Annotated in this window: 15 protein-coding genes; 11 read left to right on the top strand and 4 right to left on the bottom strand. The window is 62.9% G+C overall.

Features of this window, described 5'->3' with window-relative positions; all coding sequences use genetic code 11:
* Positions 1-8: 8 nt before the first annotated feature.
* The 3 genes from I2H31_RS13995 to I2H31_RS13985 all read left to right on the top strand — a co-directional run bounded on the left by I2H31_RS13995 (position 9) and on the right by I2H31_RS13985 (position 2,019).
* Positions 9-677: a hypothetical protein gene (locus I2H31_RS13995; RefSeq protein WP_196293660.1), complete on the top strand. Its 669-nt coding sequence runs from the start codon at positions 9-11 to the stop codon at positions 675-677.
* Between the two features lie 177 nt (positions 678-854).
* Positions 855-1,133 (top strand): DUF1294 domain-containing protein, encoded by a 279-nt coding sequence (locus tag I2H31_RS13990; RefSeq protein ID WP_196293659.1) that lies wholly within the window; start codon positions 855-857, stop codon positions 1,131-1,133.
* Positions 1,134-1,260: 127 nt separating this feature from the next.
* On the top strand, positions 1,261-2,019 hold the full coding sequence (locus I2H31_RS13985) for a DUF72 domain-containing protein (protein WP_196293658.1): 759 nt from the start codon (positions 1,261-1,263) through the stop codon (positions 2,017-2,019).
* 159 nt (positions 2,020-2,178) lie between these two features.
* Here the strand turns inward: I2H31_RS13985 and I2H31_RS13980 are convergent, their stop codons facing one another.
* Complete coding sequence (locus tag I2H31_RS13980) at positions 2,179-2,781, bottom strand: Uma2 family endonuclease (RefSeq protein ID WP_196293657.1); 603 nt, start codon at positions 2,779-2,781, stop codon at positions 2,179-2,181.
* A gap of 238 nt (positions 2,782-3,019) precedes the next feature.
* Entirely contained in the window at positions 3,020-3,523 is a 504-nt protein-coding gene (locus I2H31_RS13975) for a hypothetical protein (RefSeq protein WP_196293656.1), read from the bottom strand.
* 154 nt (positions 3,524-3,677) lie between these two features.
* Here I2H31_RS13975 and I2H31_RS13970 point away from each other — a divergent pair, with 154 nt between their 5' ends.
* Both I2H31_RS13970 and I2H31_RS13965 read left to right on the top strand, forming a co-directional pair.
* Positions 3,678-5,561, top strand: coding sequence for an ABC transporter ATP-binding protein (locus tag I2H31_RS13970; protein WP_196293655.1), 1,884 nt, complete (start codon positions 3,678-3,680; stop codon positions 5,559-5,561).
* A gap of 308 nt (positions 5,562-5,869) precedes the next feature.
* Complete coding sequence (locus tag I2H31_RS13965; RefSeq protein ID WP_196293654.1) at positions 5,870-6,481, top strand: DUF4136 domain-containing protein; 612 nt, start codon at positions 5,870-5,872, stop codon at positions 6,479-6,481.
* A 197-nt stretch (positions 6,482-6,678) separates the two neighbouring features.
* Here I2H31_RS13965 and I2H31_RS13960 read toward each other — a convergent pair whose 3' ends face one another.
* The gene (locus I2H31_RS13960) at positions 6,679-7,692 is read right to left on the bottom strand and encodes an XdhC family protein (RefSeq protein ID WP_196293653.1); all 1,014 of its coding nucleotides are present in this window, start codon (positions 7,690-7,692) and stop codon (positions 6,679-6,681) included.
* A 3-nt stretch (positions 7,693-7,695) separates the two neighbouring features.
* Complete coding sequence (locus tag I2H31_RS13955; RefSeq protein ID WP_230687776.1) at positions 7,696-9,123, bottom strand: urate hydroxylase PuuD; 1,428 nt, start codon at positions 9,121-9,123, stop codon at positions 7,696-7,698.
* A 240-nt stretch (positions 9,124-9,363) separates the two neighbouring features.
* On the opposite strand from I2H31_RS13955, the gene allB reads away from it, so the two are divergent.
* From allB to I2H31_RS13925, 6 genes are all read left to right on the top strand, one after another.
* A complete protein-coding gene (gene allB, locus I2H31_RS13950; RefSeq protein ID WP_196293652.1) occupies positions 9,364-10,701 on the top strand; it encodes an allantoinase AllB in 1,338 nt (445 codons plus the stop codon).
* Positions 10,702-10,705: 4 nt separating this feature from the next.
* A complete protein-coding gene (locus I2H31_RS13945; RefSeq protein ID WP_196293651.1) occupies positions 10,706-11,959 on the top strand; it encodes an allantoate amidohydrolase in 1,254 nt (417 codons plus the stop codon).
* Positions 11,960-11,961: 2 nt separating this feature from the next.
* Positions 11,962-12,708 (top strand): (S)-ureidoglycine aminohydrolase, encoded by a 747-nt coding sequence (allE, locus tag I2H31_RS13940; protein WP_196293650.1) that lies wholly within the window; start codon positions 11,962-11,964, stop codon positions 12,706-12,708.
* Positions 12,709-12,847: 139 nt separating this feature from the next.
* The gene (gene uraD, locus I2H31_RS13935; protein WP_196293649.1) at positions 12,848-13,357 is read left to right on the top strand and encodes a 2-oxo-4-hydroxy-4-carboxy-5-ureidoimidazoline decarboxylase; all 510 of its coding nucleotides are present in this window, start codon (positions 12,848-12,850) and stop codon (positions 13,355-13,357) included.
* Entirely contained in the window at positions 13,354-13,692 is a 339-nt protein-coding gene (gene uraH, locus I2H31_RS13930) for a hydroxyisourate hydrolase (protein ID WP_196293648.1), read from the top strand. The genes uraD and uraH overlap by 4 nt, the downstream gene beginning before the upstream one ends.
* Before the next feature lie 116 nt (positions 13,693-13,808).
* Complete coding sequence (locus I2H31_RS13925) at positions 13,809-15,245, top strand: DUF6986 family protein (protein WP_196293647.1); 1,437 nt, start codon at positions 13,809-13,811, stop codon at positions 15,243-15,245.
* Positions 15,246-15,258: the final 13 nt, after the last annotated feature.

The following is a 15,258-nucleotide window of genomic DNA, read 5'->3' as shown; positions in this document are numbered from 1 at the left end:
GCTCTGTCGTGAACCGTCGCCCGTTTTTTCTCTCCCTCAACTGCCTGGGCCTGGGCTTCGCGGCCCTGCTCACCACGGGGCACGCCGGGGCCCAAACACCGCGCGCGTCGGCTCCCCACCGCCGGGCGTCCACGTTCACGCCCCCCGTCCTGCCCACGGCACCCGCTGCGCCGGCGCCCTCCTCCGCCCAGGCCCGGCGGGCGGCCTATCACCGGGCCCACGTGGCGCCCGCCTTCCAGCGGCTGCGCCAGCAAGTGGCGGCCGTGCTCTCGGCCCAGGACCGCGAATTGGTGGACTCGGTCCAGGCCCAGATGCGGGACATTCGCCGCCGGGCGGCCCCCTTACAGGACGCCGTGCCCGCCGGCCGCCCGGTGCCCTTGACGGACAGCGGCCGTCAAGCCTTGGCCCAACTCGGCGCCGAACACCGGCAGGCAATGGCCCGGCTGGCCCCGCTCGCGGCGAAGCACGCCCGCTTTCTGGCCGCCCTGGTCGAGGAACTGGCGCCGCAACGGGCGCGCTGGCTGCAGGATTTGGCCGCTATCCCGCGGCCCGAACTGGCCACCGACCCCACCCTGGTGAGCGACCAGCAGTTGATTGACCAACAACTGCGCCCCGAAGTGCTGCTCATTGGTGTGGCCGAGGTGCCCGCAACGGTGCAACGGCCGGCGCCCAGGTAGCGCTTGCCGTGCATGAATGGCCAACCGGTGCGGGCCAGACCGCTTGCCGCCGATTGCGAGAGTTCAGGTTTGCCTGAATGCTCCTTTTGGTAACAAACCCACCCCACCAACTCAGACCTGGGCCTCGACCACCCCGGCCGAAACCCCGCCTAGTTAAGCCGCAAGGCCCGCCGTCCTATGACACCCCTCCTTAGCTGCCTGTTAGCCTTCAACCTGCTGTGTTTCCTGCTCTTCGCCCTGGACAAGCGCAAAGCCCAACGGGGCCAGCGGCGCATTGCCGAAAAAACGCTGCACCTCGCTACGCTACCCGGCGCTGCCCCTGGCGCGTGGGCCGCCATTTTGCTGCTGCACCACAAAAACCGCAAAGCCGCTTTCTGGAGCGTTACGCTGGCGCTAACGCTGCTGCAAGGGGCGCTGCTCTATTTCACGTGGCCCTATTTGCCGGCAGCGCTTTAACCGGACCAAACGCCTGCCCCGGCCGCGGCAGCAGGCGGTATATTGGAACCCAGCGAAGAGGCGCCGGGGTAAAACGCCGAAGCCGCGTGGCCCGTTATACCCCGAAACTCCCGCATAACCCTTTCCCATGCCGGCCCACCTTGGCACCCTGCGCACTGGCACCAGCGGCATCGTCGTGCCCGGCCCCAAGGCCACCTTTCCGGAGGCCTACCAGGCCACGAGCCGCCTCACCTACTATGCCACGCTGTTCAACTCGGTGGAGATTAACAGCACCTTCTACCGCATCCCTCAGCCCAAAACATTTGCGGCCTGGGCCGCGGAAACCGGCCCGGCGTTTGACTTTACCATCAAGCTGTGGCGCGATATCACGCACACCAAGACGCTGGCCGAGGACCTCTCCGGCCTTGCCCGCTTTCTGGATGCCGCCCGGGAATTGGGCCCCAAAAAGGGCTGCCTGCTCATTCAGTTTCCGCCCAGCAACACCATTCGTCAGCTAAAGGCGGTCAATACCCTCTTAATTGCACTTGTGGCGGCAGACTCCGCCCACGAGTGGCGCAAAGCGGTGGAGTTTCGCCACCCCAGCTGGTATACCGATGATGCGTTTGACATGCTGGACGACCACGGCGCCAGCCTCGTGCTGCACGACAAAGGCCCCGCCCGAAATGCCCAACTCAACGAGGGGGCTGACTTTGTGTATATGCGCTTCCACGGCCCTAAAGGCAACTACCGCGAATCCTACGAGCGCGACTTTCTGCACGACACGGCCGAGCAGATACACGACTACCTCCAGGAGGGCAAAGACGTGTATGCCTACTTCAACAACACCATGGGCGCCGCGTTTGAAAATGCCCAAGACCTGTACCGGCTGGTAGCGGAGCGGGCGTGAGCCGTACCACTCGTAGCACGGCCCGGCCGTGGCTTCCGGTGGGCTGTGACATGCAGAAGCCCCAGCCGCTGGTGTGGCTGGGGCTGCCGGGCAATAGTATTTACTTGGTTGAGTTTAGCCAATTGCCTCGGCTCCAACTTTGCCAGCTGGCCGAAGTCTTTACCCCGCCGCGTCGAACACTTCGCTCCATTCCACGGCCAGCCCGGGCAGCACCGTGACGGGCATGGGGCCGGGGGCGGCGTACTCGCCGGCCACCTCGTAGCGGCCGTGCGCGTCCAGCACGTAGGCCAGCACCGTCTGCTCCCCAGGGAACACCACCCAGTACTCGCGCACCCCGTTTTCCTCGTAGAGGTCGAACTTGGTTTTGGTGTCGTGTTTGAGGTTGCCGGGCGACACGATTTCGATAATCCAGTCCGGGGCCCCCACGCAGCCGCGCTTATCAATCTTCGTCAGGTCGCAGACCACGCAAATATCCGGCTGCACCACGGTCTGAATCTGGGCATCGTCGCTGCCCGTGCTGCGTGTGAGGCGCACGTCGAACGGCGCGGCGTACACCCGGCAGGGCTTGCGTTTCAGAAACTGCCGGATTTCCGTGGTCAGGTTGACGGAAACCTGCTGGTGCATGGGCACCGGGGCCGACATCGGCCGCCGCACCTTGCCCTTTATCAGCTCCACAAACTCATCAAACCGCCACGTCAGGTAATCGGCGTAGGTATACACGCCGTTGGGGTCGAGCTGCGAAAGGGAGGTGATGGGGGCCATAGCGAAGTGCGGTTGAAGGGTTTTGCGGGGCTCAAACAAAGATACAGCGGCTGGCGAAGGTCGCCAGCAAGGCACTGAGTCCCGCCGGCCGGCCCCGCCAGCAGCCCCAGCCGCTGGCGGGGCTGGGGCTTCTTAAGCTACTTTGTTGGATGAGTGAGGACGCCTCGCAGACGTGCGGTTGCGGGGAGCCTTTTCTCAGGGAGTAATTTGAGCGTCTTCACCTTTCAAAAGCCTAACGTTAGAGTAAACTTCTCGTCACTGTTACAAAGTCACTGGATAAGGAAGGGAGGGGCTCTGCTCTACTGGTAAAGTAGGCTTTTGCGACCCGCAAGAAGCAGGGCAAGGCGGCATTCTCCAGTAGAAAAAGGTAGAGGTTTCGCAACCACTCGTCTTTTTTCAATTCCAAGGTCAGCATTTTTAAGCGTGAATCGGCCTGGAACAGCAGGGCCGTCGCGTCTTCCATCAACACCTCATACGGAAGGTTCGCTTGAAAAGGCAGCAGTAAGTTCATCTGCTGCGGCGATGCCTCTAGGTTCGCTTGTTCTTCTGGGCTGATAGAATAAGTGGCCGGTTGCCAATGCTGCTGAAGAGGAAATTTCTTTAACAAGAGTCGTTGCGCGGCTTCGACATCAAACAGGGGCTCACCGGCAGGGGAGCGCAGGGTCTTGGAAAGGTATTTCCGACAGTCCTTCGGCGCGCGCAGATTGAGGCAGAAGACTTGTATGTTGGTGTTAGTGTCCATAGCAGTGGTAAATCAAAAATACCCTCCTTTGGGTAAACTACTAGCAGGGCCTCAAAACCAAGCGGCCATCAAGATACCCTAATAATCCACCCCACGCCCCCTGCCAAAACGGCCGCCCCCCAAACCCGGCCCCAACCTTGCCCACGCCCCGGCAATGTTTGACTTCCTGAAATCCATCTCCGCCAAGAACCCCAACGCCGGGCGCGGCCCCGAAAAGCCCGCCGTGAGCGTGCGCGAGCGGGTATCGGCCCTGCGCCACCTGCCCGCCTTCCTGAAACTCATCTGGGCCACCAGCCCCGCGCTGGCCTCCGCCAACCTCGTGCTGCGCCTGCTGCGCGCGTTTCTGCCGCTGGCCACGCTCTACGTCGGCCGCCTGATTATCGACGACGTGGTGGCCCTCACCAAGCTGCCCGCCGCCGCCCGCCAGCTCACGCCCGTGCTCACCCTCGTGGGCCTCGAGTTCGGCCTCGTGCTGCTCGCCGATGCCCTGGGCCGCGGCGTGGCCCTGCTCGATTCGCTGCTCGGCGACCTCTTCGCCAACCAGTCCTCCATCCGCCTCATGGAGCACGCCGCCCGCCTCGACCTCGACCAGTTCGAAGACAGCACCTTCTACGACAAGCTCGAGCGCGCCCGCCGCCAAACCCTCTCCCGCACCGTGCTCATGAGCCAAGTGCTCAGCCAGGGCCAGGATGTCATCACCCTCGTGCTCCTCGCCGGCGGCCTCGTCGCCTTCCAGCCCTGGCTGCTGGGGCTGCTGCTGCTGGCCGTGGTGCCCGCCTTCCTCGGCGAGTCGCACTTCAACGAGCGCAGCTACTCCCTCTCGCACTCCTGGACGCCCGAGCGCCGCGAGCTCGATTACCTCCGCCAAACCGGCGCCTCCGACGAAACCGCCAAGGAAGTCAAGATTTTCGGCCTCTCCGATTTCCTCATCGGCCGCTTCCGCACCCTCTCCGACGACTTCTACCGCCAAAACAAATCCCTCGTGCTGCGCCGCGCCGGCTGGGGCACGCTCTTCGCCGCCATCGGCGCCGCCGGCTACTACGGCGCCTACGTCTACATCATCGCCCGCACCGTGGCCGGCAGCATCTCGCTCGGCCAGCTCACCTTCCTGGCCGGCTCCTTCGCCCGCCTGCGCGCCCTGCTCGAAGGCATCCTCAGCCGCTTCAGCTCCGTGGCCGACGGCGCCTTGTATCTCCAGGATTTCTTCGACTTCTTTGCGCTGCGGCCGCGCATCGTCACTCAGCCGCTCTACGGCGAGCGGCCCATTCCTTTCCCCCGGCCCATTCAGCAGGGTTTTCAGTTTGAAAACGTCGGTTTCCAGTACAAGAATGGTACAAAATGGGCCATTCGCAACCTGAGCTTTACTCTAAAGTCGGGCGAAAAGCTGGCCCTCGTGGGCGAAAACGGTGCCGGCAAAACCACCCTCGTCAAGCTCCTGGCCCGCCTCTACGACCCCACCGAAGGCCGCATCCTGCTCGACGGCCACGACCTGCGCGAATACGACCCCGCCGAGCTGCGCCAGGAAATCGGCGTCATCTTCCAGGATTTTGTGCGCTTCCAGCTCCCCGCCGGCCAGAACCTCGCCGTCGGCCGCATCGACGAGCGCCACAACCAACCCCGCATCGAAACCGCCGCCCAGCAAAGCCTCGCCGACACCGTCATCGCCAAGCTCCCCCACGGCTACGACCAGATGATTGGCCGCCGCTTCAACGGCGGCGTGGACCTGAGCGGCGGCGAGTGGCAGAAAATCGCCCTCGGCCGCGCCTACATGCGCGACGCCCAGCTCCTCATCCTCGACGAGCCTACCGCCGCCCTCGACGCCCGCGCCGAGTACGAAGTCTTCCAGCGCTTCAAGGAGCTCACCCAGGGCAAAACCGCCGTCCTCATCAGCCACCGCTTCAGCACCGTCCGCATGGCCGACCGCATCCTCGTCATCGAAAACGGCCAATTCGTGGAAATCGGCAGCCACGAGGAGCTGCTGGCCCGCGGCGGGCGCTACGCCGAGCTGTTTCAGCTGCAGGCGGCTGGGTACCGGTAGGGGCGGGCCCGGCTATGCCTCATTGAACGTCATGCAGAGCGCAGCGAAGCATCTTTACCGCCACCAGCAATCAGATTTACTATTGAGGTAAAGATGCTTCGCTACGCTCTGCATGACCGTCCCCGAGGACCTGCGGGCTTGCCGCGGGCGCTGTGCCGAATTAATTACGTTTCAAGCTGCCGGCTAGCGCTAGGGCCGAGAATAGAGCCTTTAAATTACAAAGTTCACAATTTTGTAGCCCCACCCCGAACGCTAAGTGCCTTAGGTTTCGTACATTGGTAATCCCTAACCAGATTCCCATTCCACGCATGAAACCTACGATTACGCTACTGCTGCTAACCGTGCTGGCCCTGGCGGGCTGCATGACCACCCGCGAAGCCCGGGTTGATTCCGACTACAGCTACCGGGGCAACTTCCGTCACTACCGCACCTACGATTTCGTGACCGGCACCGGTCTCACCTCCGACAGCAGCCGCCTGGGCCAGTCGCTGCGCGAGGCCATTCAGCAACGCTTCATGGCCCAGGGCTACAAGCTGGCCCGCCGCCGCCCCGACATGCTGGTGAATTTCCGGGTGTACGAGGGCGACATGAACTTCCACGGCTTCCAGCAGGAAGACCTCAGCCAGTGGATTAAGCGCAACATCGAGGAAAACGACGACACCCCCAAGGAAGAGCGCCAGGGCTACCAGCCCGTGCGCCTGCTGCTGGCCGAAGGCACCCTGCTCGTCACCCTCATCGACGTGAAAACCAACCGCGCCGTCTGGAACGGCTACGCTTCCGGCGTGACCGTGCCCGAAGGCCCCATGGGCGAAATCGTGCTCAAACGTTCCGTGCGCTCCATTCTGGACCGTTACCGCGTTTTCACCGAAGAATTTGCCAAGGGTAACACCCCCTCTGCCGACAGCGACACGGAACGGTAAAGACGCTTGATGCGGCCGGAGGGATTGTCATTGCGAGCGTAGCGAAGCAATCCGTCCTGGTTCAGCGACAAGCTCTAAGTTGTGATAAAGCTCAAATAGAAGCCCCGGCACTGTAGTGGTACCGGAGCTTTGTGGTAAAAGGACGTATCTGGTTTTCACAGGACGGATTGCTTCGCTGTGCTCGCAATGACAGTGCCTCATTCTTCGCCCAGCGCTGCCTCCCGCCGCACCCGAACCAACTCCGCCGCGATGCTGATGGCAATTTCCTCCGGCGTCTGGCTGTGAATGGGCAGGCCGATGGGGCCGCGCAGGCGCGCAATTTCTGCGGCCGAAAAGCCTTCTTCCCGCAGCCCGCGCCGCAGCTCGGCCACCTTGGCCACGCTGCCCATCACACCGAGGTAGCGGAAGGGGCGGCCCAGCAACTGGCGCAGCACCACGGCGTCGGTGCGGTAGCCCACGGTCATCACCACCACGTAGCGGTGCGCGCCGCCGGGGATTTCGGCGGCCACCTGCTCGTAATCAACAACGCGGCGCTGATGGGCCGCGTTGTTGGCATCCAGCGTGGGCAAGTCGGTGCGGTCGTCGAGCACGGTCAGCTCAAAATCGAGCGTGGCCAACACGCGCGAAAGTGCCAGGCTGACGTGGCCGCCGCCCACAATGGTGAGCTGGTCGCGGAAGCCCAGCCGCTCGCGGTACTGCCATTCGGGGCCCGGCTGGTATTCGTAAAACGGCGCTTCTGCCGTTTCCTTCGCTGATTCAGCTGCCGGTGTTTCCGCCGGAAGAATTTGCAGGCCCCGCGTCGGGCTCAAGCTTAAAAAGCCGCCCGCGCCGCCTTGCAGGCGGTTGGCAATGGCTTCTACCGCCGCCAAGTCAGCCGCCGCCAGGGGCCACAGCAGCACGTCCTGCTCGCCCGAGCACATCATGCCGGAGCGGTCGGCCGGGGCCTCGCGCCGATGAATCTGGGGTCGCAGCAGAGGCGTGGCCTCGGGGCCGTGCAGGCGCTGGCGGGCCAGTTCCACCCACTTGTGCTCCATGATGCCCCCGCCGATGGAGCCGGCCACCACCTCCGGCGTTACGGCCATTTTGAAGCCCTGGCGGCCGGGGCTGCTGCCTTCGCTGCGCACCACGCACAGCAGCGCCACGGGCGTGCCGGCCCGCAGGCTGGCCGCCGCCAGGGCCCAAACGGGCAGGTCGCGGGGCGTGGCTGCCATGTTCTACTTATTTTTAGCGCCCTGATTAATCCAGCAGGCAATGAGGTCGCGCTCCTCCTGGGTAATCTGGGTTTTGTTGTTCTGCGGCATCGTTTTGGTCACCACCACGCGCTGCATGATTTTATCTCTCAGACGAATGATGTCTTCGGGTGTGTCATATACCACGCCATTCGGTGGCGACTTAAACACGTCGTCGGTGGGGTGGGAGGAGTGGCACTGAATGCAGCGCTTCTGCACAATCATATTCACCTGGCTCATGGGAATTTCCTGGGCGCAGGCGTTGGCGGCGCCCGCCGTGGCGCTGCCGCCCGACTGGGCCGGCGGCGCGGTCACGAACACCACGGCCAGCAGCACGCCCACGGCGGCGGGCAGCACCCACACGGCCGTGTCGGTCTGGTGCTTTTCGCGCAGGTTCAGCCAGTGCTTCACGCCGGCCGTGCCCAGCGTGATGGCCGCCAGAATGGCCCACGGATAGGAGTGCCCGAAGGTGCTGGGGAAGTGGTTGCTGACCATCACAAACAGCACCGGCAAGGTGAAGTAGTTGTTGTGCAGCGAGCGGGCCAGCGCGTTTTTGCCCAGCGTGGGGTCCAGCGGCGTGCCTTCGGTGGCGGCCTTCACCATGGCCTTTTGGGCCGGGATGATGGTGAAGAAAACGTTGCCCACCATCAGCGTGCCCAGCATGGCCCCGAAGTGGATATAGGCCGCCCGGGCGCTGAACACCTGCGCGTAGAAAAACGCAAAGCCCGTAGCGATAATGAAGCCCACCACCTTAAACCAGGGGCTGCGCACAAACTCGGTGCGGCACAGCCCGTCATACACCAGCCAAGCCGCCACGAACGAGCCCACCCCGATGCCCACGCCCGCCAGCGGCGAAATATCCAGCACGCGCGGGTCAATCAGCATAGAGCTAGCGTTGAAATAATACACCACGAACAGCAGGCTGAACCCCGAAAGCCAGGTGAAATACGCCTCGTACTTAAACCAGTGCAGGCTTTTGGGAATCTGCTTCGGCGCCGTTTTATACTTCTCCAGGTAGTAAAAGCCGCCGCCGTGCACGGCCCAGAGGTTGCCGGCCAGCTCCTCGCGCACGTTGTCGGTGCGGTTGAGGGCGTTTTCGAGGAACACGAAGTAGAACGAGGCCCCAATCCAGGCAATGCCGAAGGTGATGTGCATGAGGCGCACCACGATGTTGAGCCATTCCATGATGTGGCCCGACCAGGGCGAGTCGCGCGCCAGCACGTAGCCAATGCCCACCGCCGCGATGACGGCCAGCAGAATCAGCGTGTAGGAATAGCCTTCGAGCGTGAAGCCGCTCTCGCCCACCACGCCACCGTTGGGCCGCGTTTTGGCCACGCGCTGCAAGGCGAAAATGACGCCCAGCAGCAGCAGAAACGCCAGTATCAGGGCAAGGAGGGTAACGTATTGGAGCATGTGGGAAAGCGGGTGGGAAGCAGGAAGGGGCGTAGTCGGGAGTGAGCCGTGGCCGTCATGCCGAGCGCAGCGAAGCATCTTTACCGCTTCGTTGCAGAGAGGAAATTACTTGCGGCGGGCAAGATGCTTCGCTGCGGTCGGCATGACCGTTCAGCGGGACAGAACCGAAGTTCTGATTTTCAGCCTGCCAATTAATTAAACCGGGAAAAAGCCCCCAATTTAGCGCCAAATTCCCTACCCATGTCAACTCTTGCCTTGCGCAGCCAGCGCGTTGTGGCGCCCGACGGCGTGCGCGCCGCCACCCTTCTCCTCGAAAACGGCCGCATCAGCGCCCTGCTGCCGCCCGATGCCGACGTGGCCGGTGCTCGCCTCCTCGACGTGGGCAACCACGCCGTGCTGCCCGGCGTGATTGACCCGCACGTGCACATCAACGAGCCCGGCCGCACCGACTGGGAAGGCTTCGACACGGCCACCCGCGCCGCCCTGGCCGGCGGCCTCACCACGCTGGTCGACATGCCGCTGAACTCGGCGCCCGTCACCACCTCGGTAACCAATCTGGAAATCAAGCGCGCCGCCACCCGGGGCCAGCTGCACTGCAACGTGGGCTTCTGGGGCGGCGTGGTGCCCGGCAACGCGGCCGAAATAGAGCCGCTGATTGCGGCCGGCGTGCTGGGCTTCAAGGCTTTCTTAACGCACTCGGGGATTGATGATTTTCCGAACGCGACGGAGGAAGACTTGCGGCGGGTGATGCCCGTGCTGGCCCGCCACAACTTGCCGCTGCTGGTGCACTGCGAATTATCCGAAGACAGCGACGCCTGGAAGCAGAATGACCACCGCTCGTATGTCAACTACCTGGCTTCGCGGCCCAAAGCGTGGGAAGATGAGGCTGTGGCCCTGATGATTCGGCTGTGCGAGGAATTCAATTGTTGGGTGCACATCGTGCATCTGTCGTCGGCCAATTCCATCGCGCCCATCGCCGCCGCCAAAGCCAAAGGCCTGCCCCTGACCGTGGAAACCGGCCAGCACTACCTCTACTTCAACGCCGAGGACATTGCCGACGGCCAGACGCAGTTCAAGTGCGCGCCGCCCATCCGCGAAAAGGCCAACAACGACCAGCTCTGGGCCGCTTTGCAGGCCGGCATCATCGACTTTGTGGCCACCGACCACTCGCCCGCGCCGCCCGACCTCAAGCAGCTGGCCAGCGGCGACTTCACCACGGCCTGGGGCGGCATTGCCTCGCTGCAGCTGGCCCTGCCGGTGCTTTGGACGGCCGCGCGCCGCCGCGGCGCCACCCTGCCTGACCTGGTGCGCTGGCTGAGTGAAAACCCCGCCAAGCTGGCCGGCCAAAGCCAGCGCAAGGGCCAAATCGCCGTGGGCTTCGACGCCGATTTGCTGGTGCTGGACCCCGAAAAGACCTTTGAAGTCACCGAAAGCCTGATTCAGCACAAACACAAAGTGTCGCCTTACATTTGCCAGGAATTGGCGGGCGTGGTGGAATTAACGTTTCTGGGCGGCGAACAGGTTTACCAGCGCCCGGATTTCACCCGCCTCGGCCAAGGCCAACTTTTAACCCGGTAGCTGGATGCAGCAAGAGTACCTAGCGCGCGCCGAGCGCATCATGCAGCGCATTCAGCAGCTCGCGGCCATCAGCGAGGACGCCGACGGCGTGACGCGCACCTTTGGCACGCCCGCCTTTCTGGCTGGCCGCGCGCTGGTGCAACGCTGGCTGGCAGCCGCCGGCCTGCCCACCCGCACCGACGGCATCGGCAACCTGCGCGCCCGGCTGCAGTCCGCCAACCCCGCCGCCAAAACCTTCGTGCTGGCCTCGCACATCGACACGGTGGTGAACGCCGGCAAGTTCGACGGCCCGCTGGGCGTGCTCATGGGGCTGGATTTGCTGGAAAACCTGCTGGTACAGAAGGCCGAACTGCCGTTTCACTTCGAGCTCATTGCCTTCAGCGACGAGGAAGGCGTGCGCTTTCACACCACGTATCTGGGCAGCAAAGTGGTGGCCGGCTCCTTCGACCAGGCCCTGCTCGCGCGGCCCGACGCCGCCGGCGTGACCCTGGCCCAGGCCCTGGAAACCATGGGCGCCGACGCCGCGCAGATTGCCGCGGATGCCATTCCGGCCGCCGACTGGCTGGGCTATTTCGAAATGCACATCGAGCAGGGCCCGGTGCTCTGGGAGCGCAACGTGCCGGTGGCGCTGGTGACGGCCATTGCCGGCCAGCAGCGCGTGGAGCTGACTTTTCGGGGCATGGCCGGCCACGCCGGCACCGTGCCCATGGCCATGCGCCAGGACGCGCTGTGCGCCGCCGCCGAGTTTGTGCTCACGGCCGAGCAGTTTGCCCAGGTGCACGGCCGCGGGCTGGTGGCCACGGTGGGCAAGCTGGCCGTGAGCCACGCGGCCAGCAACGTCATCCCCGGCGAAGTAACGTGCAGCCTCGACCTGCGCAGCCCCGACGAGCAGCCGCTCGCCCAAGCCTACGACTACCTGCGCAGCCACGCCGAGGCCGTGGCGGGCCACCGCAACGTGACCCTGGACTGGCAGCTGGTTCAGTACACGGCGCCCGTGGCGTGCAGCCAGCCGCTGAACGAACTGCTGGCCCAAGCCATTGCCGAATCGGGCTACGAAACCATCCCGCTGGTGAGCGGTGCCGGTCACGACGCCGTGCCCATCTCCTTCGTAGCGCCGGCTACGATGATGTTTGTCCGCTGTTACAAGGGCATCAGCCACAACCCGTTGGAGAACGTGGAGCTGAGCGATTTGGCAGCGGCCGTGGCCGTGGCCGACCGGTTTATTCATCTCCTCCACACCCAAAATCCCACCCGCTAACCATGGAAATGTCTGCCCTGACCCGCTCGGTCGTGAAGCGCAACCACGCCATCATCGCTCCCGACGGCTACATCAACAGCAACGTACCCGGCTGGACCGGCTGCACCGTCAACGTCATCATCAACGAGCAGATGGGCGCCCGCCTCTGCCAAACGCTCATCACTCTCACCGACGCCGGCCGGCTGGTGGGGGAGACGCAGGCCTCGCAAATTTTCTTCTACGTGGTGCAGGGCCAGGTGCAGGCAGCCGTGGGCGGCGAAACCCGCACGCTGAAAGTGGGCCAGTACGTGTACATCCCGGTGGGCCAGGGCTATGAGTTCAGCCAGCCGGAAGCCGGTACGCAGCTGCTCACCTTCCACAAGGTGTATGAGCCGCTGGCCGGCCACGCCACGCCGGGCGTGTTTTTCGGCGAGCGGGACTACAGCAAGGCGCCGGTTTACATGAACGACGAGGCCCTGCGCATTCAGGAACTGCTGCCGAACGAGCCGGGCTTCGACATGGCCGTGAACATCTTCACCTACGGCCTCGGCGGCAACCTGCCGATGGTGGAAACCCACATCATGGAGCACGGCCTGATGTACCTCGAAGGCCAGGCCATTTACATGCTCGACCAGTGCTGGTACCCGGTGAAAAAAGGCGATTCCATCTGGATGGCGCCGTATTGCCAGCAGTGGGCCACGGCCATGGGCCAGGAACCGTCGGTGTACATTTATTACAAGAACGTGAACCGGTTTCCGACGGTGGTGTAGCGCAAGGCTGCAAAAAACCTAGAACGTCATGTCGAGCGCAGCCGAGACATCTCGCGTGTGGTAGTAATTCAACGCTATTGCAACGACGCGAGCGAGATGTCTCGGCTGCGCTCGACATAACGTTCGATACAATTTCCAGATGACCCTCTCTGAACTCAACAACCTTCCCAAGCCCATCCTTGCCGAAGCCCTGCAGAAATGCTGTGGCGCCACGGCCTGGGTCGAAAATATGGTGGCGCAATTCCCGGTAGCCAATGCCGAAACGCTAATGCATCAGGCCACTGCTCAGTGGAACAAGCTGACCGAAGCCGACTGGCGCGAAGCCTTCACGCACCACCCCAAAATCGGCGGCGACGTGGCCGCGCTACGCGAGAAATTTGCCAGCACCAGCATCTGGGCCGAAGGCGAACAAGCATCCGTAAAACAAGCTTCCCAGGCTACTTTAGAAGCTTTGGCGGCGGGCAATACGGAATACGAGCGCAAATTCGGCTACATCTTCATCGTCTGCGCCACGGGGAAAACGGCGGAGGAGATGCTGGCCTTGCTGCAAGCACGAATGCCGAATAAGTCCGAAGATGAAATAAAAGTTGCTGCGGATGAGCAGGATAAAATCACCCGCATTCGCCTCGAAAAACTATTAGCCGCATGAGCCAGATAACCACGCACATTCTCGACACCACCAAGGGCAAGCCGGCCGCAAATGTCACCATTGCGCTGCTGCAGCAAGTGGGTGATAATTGGCGAGAAATAGCCCGCGGCGTGACGAATTCCGACGGCCGAATTGCGGATTTATTACTTAAGGAAACGCAAATGGAATTCGGCGTTTACAAAATGAAATTTTTCACGCAGGAATATTTCACGCAGGACGGCACGGCAAATTTTTATCCGTTTGTGGAAATCATTTTTGAGGTGGCTACCACTGAGCATTACCACGTGCCGCTGCTGCTGAATCCCTTTGGATATGCTACTTACAGAGGTTCGTGAATGAGGTAGAGATGCAATATTTTGCGTCTTAGCGTCAGCGCCGTCTGCATACCGACTGAACGTCCAACGACGAGACGCAAAGTATTGCGTCTCTACATCGCAATTAAATTCCCACCATGAAACTCAGCTTACCAGATTCCGCCAAAACTGCCCTGCTCGACGAGCTGGGCGTGGCCAACCGCCATTTCCAGCAGGTGTACCCCGGCGACAAGCCCGACCGCCAGCCCGTGCACACCGTGTACGGCGGTGCCAACCTCTTCAAAGCCGACACCTGCAAGCGCATGGGCGACATCGCCCTCAACAACCTGCAGACCTACGCGCCCAACTTCGTGGAGCTGGCCCGCGTGCTACAACTCAAAAACCACGAGCACCTGCCCACGCTGGCGCGCGACATCGCCGACCTCACCGCCCGCCTCGACGCCATGACGCCCCAGGAGCGCAAGCAGGAGCCGGCCTGGCTGGCCTACTCCGTCTACAACAAAATTGTGCAGAAGCTCCAACGCGAAGCCGTGGAGGATTTCCGCGTGGACTTTGAAGACGGCTTCGGCAACCGGCCCGATGCCGAGGAGGACGAAACCGCCGTGCGCGCCGCCCATGAAGTAGCCAAAGGAATGCAGCAGGGCACGCTCTCGCCGTTTATCGGCATCCGCATCAAGCCCTTCACCGAAGATTTGAAGGCCCGCGGCGTGCGCACGCTCGATATTTTCCTGACCACGCTGTTGGCCGAAACCGGCGGCAAGCTGCCCGACAATTTTGTGGTGATGCTGCCCAAAGTGACCATTCCGGAGCAGATGGCGACGATGGTGCGCCTGTTTGAGCTGTTGGAGCAGGCCAACCACCTGGCCCCCGGCACCCTGCGGATGGAAACCATGGTGGAAGCCACCCAGATTGTGATAGACGAGGAGGGCCGCAACCCGCTCATGCGCATCATCCGGGCCAGCGAGGGGCGCTGCGTGGCCGCGCACTTTGGCACCTACGACTACACCGCCAGCTGCGGCATCACGGCCAAGTACCAGACCATGGCGCACCCCGTGTGCGATTTCGCCCACCACATGACCAAAGTGGCGCTCGGCGGTACCGGCATTTTCCTCTCCGACGGCGCCACCAACGTGATGCCCATTGGCCCGCACCGCGGCGACAACCTGAGCTACGCCCAGCTGCGCGAAAACCAGGAATCGGTGCACAACGCCTGGCGCCAGGCCTACCACCACACCACCCACTCGCTCATCAACGGCCTGTACCAGGGCTGGGATTTGAACCCCGCGCAACTGCCTATGCGCTACGCCGCCACCTACAACTTCTTCCTGAGCAGCTACGACGACGCCGTGCACCGCCTGAAAACCTTCGTGGAGCGCGCCGCCATTTCCACCCTCACCGGCGACATTTTCGACGACGCCGCCACCGGTCAGGGCCTGCTCAACTTCTTCCTGAAAGCGCTGAACTGCGGCGCCATCTCCGAAGAAGAAATCGAAGCCACCGGCCTCACGCGCGACGAAATCAACACCCGCTCGTTCTACCGCATTCTGGAAGGCCGCCGCAAACAGACCGTGTAGGTTTGACTTCCTT

Source organism: Hymenobacter ruricola, from assembly GCF_015694525.1.
Lineage (GTDB): Bacteria > Bacteroidota > Bacteroidia > Cytophagales > Hymenobacteraceae > Hymenobacter > Hymenobacter ruricola.
The sequence above is the reverse complement of the archived record's forward strand: the minus strand, read 5'-3'. Positions and strand labels throughout refer to the sequence as shown.

Excerpts from the sequence above, each read along its gene's own strand:
- I2H31_RS13990 (WP_196293659.1), top strand. The coding sequence starts at position 855 with ATGACACCCCTCCTTAGCTGCCTGTTAGCCTTCAACCTGCTGTGTTTC.
- I2H31_RS13985 (WP_196293658.1), top strand. The coding sequence starts at position 1,261 with ATGCCGGCCCACCTTGGCACCCTGCGCACTGGCACCAGCGGCATCGTC.
- I2H31_RS13980 (WP_196293657.1), bottom strand. The coding sequence starts at position 2,781 with ATGGCCCCCATCACCTCCCTTTCGCAGCTCGACCCCAACGGCGTGTAT.
- I2H31_RS13975 (WP_196293656.1), bottom strand. The coding sequence starts at position 3,523 with ATGGACACTAACACCAACATACAAGTCTTCTGCCTCAATCTGCGCGCG.
- I2H31_RS13970 (WP_196293655.1), top strand. The coding sequence starts at position 3,678 with ATGTTTGACTTCCTGAAATCCATCTCCGCCAAGAACCCCAACGCCGGG.
- I2H31_RS13965 (WP_196293654.1), top strand. The coding sequence starts at position 5,870 with ATGAAACCTACGATTACGCTACTGCTGCTAACCGTGCTGGCCCTGGCG.
- I2H31_RS13960 (WP_196293653.1), bottom strand. The coding sequence starts at position 7,692 with ATGGCAGCCACGCCCCGCGACCTGCCCGTTTGGGCCCTGGCGGCGGCC.
- I2H31_RS13955 (WP_230687776.1), bottom strand. The coding sequence starts at position 9,123 with ATGCTCCAATACGTTACCCTCCTTGCCCTGATACTGGCGTTTCTGCTG.
- allB (WP_196293652.1), top strand. The coding sequence starts at position 9,364 with ATGTCAACTCTTGCCTTGCGCAGCCAGCGCGTTGTGGCGCCCGACGGC.
- I2H31_RS13945 (WP_196293651.1), top strand. The coding sequence starts at position 10,706 with ATGCAGCAAGAGTACCTAGCGCGCGCCGAGCGCATCATGCAGCGCATT.
- allE (WP_196293650.1), top strand. The coding sequence starts at position 11,962 with ATGGAAATGTCTGCCCTGACCCGCTCGGTCGTGAAGCGCAACCACGCC.
- uraD (WP_196293649.1), top strand. The coding sequence starts at position 12,848 with ATGACCCTCTCTGAACTCAACAACCTTCCCAAGCCCATCCTTGCCGAA.
- uraH (WP_196293648.1), top strand. The coding sequence starts at position 13,354 with ATGAGCCAGATAACCACGCACATTCTCGACACCACCAAGGGCAAGCCG.
- I2H31_RS13925 (WP_196293647.1), top strand. The coding sequence starts at position 13,809 with ATGAAACTCAGCTTACCAGATTCCGCCAAAACTGCCCTGCTCGACGAG.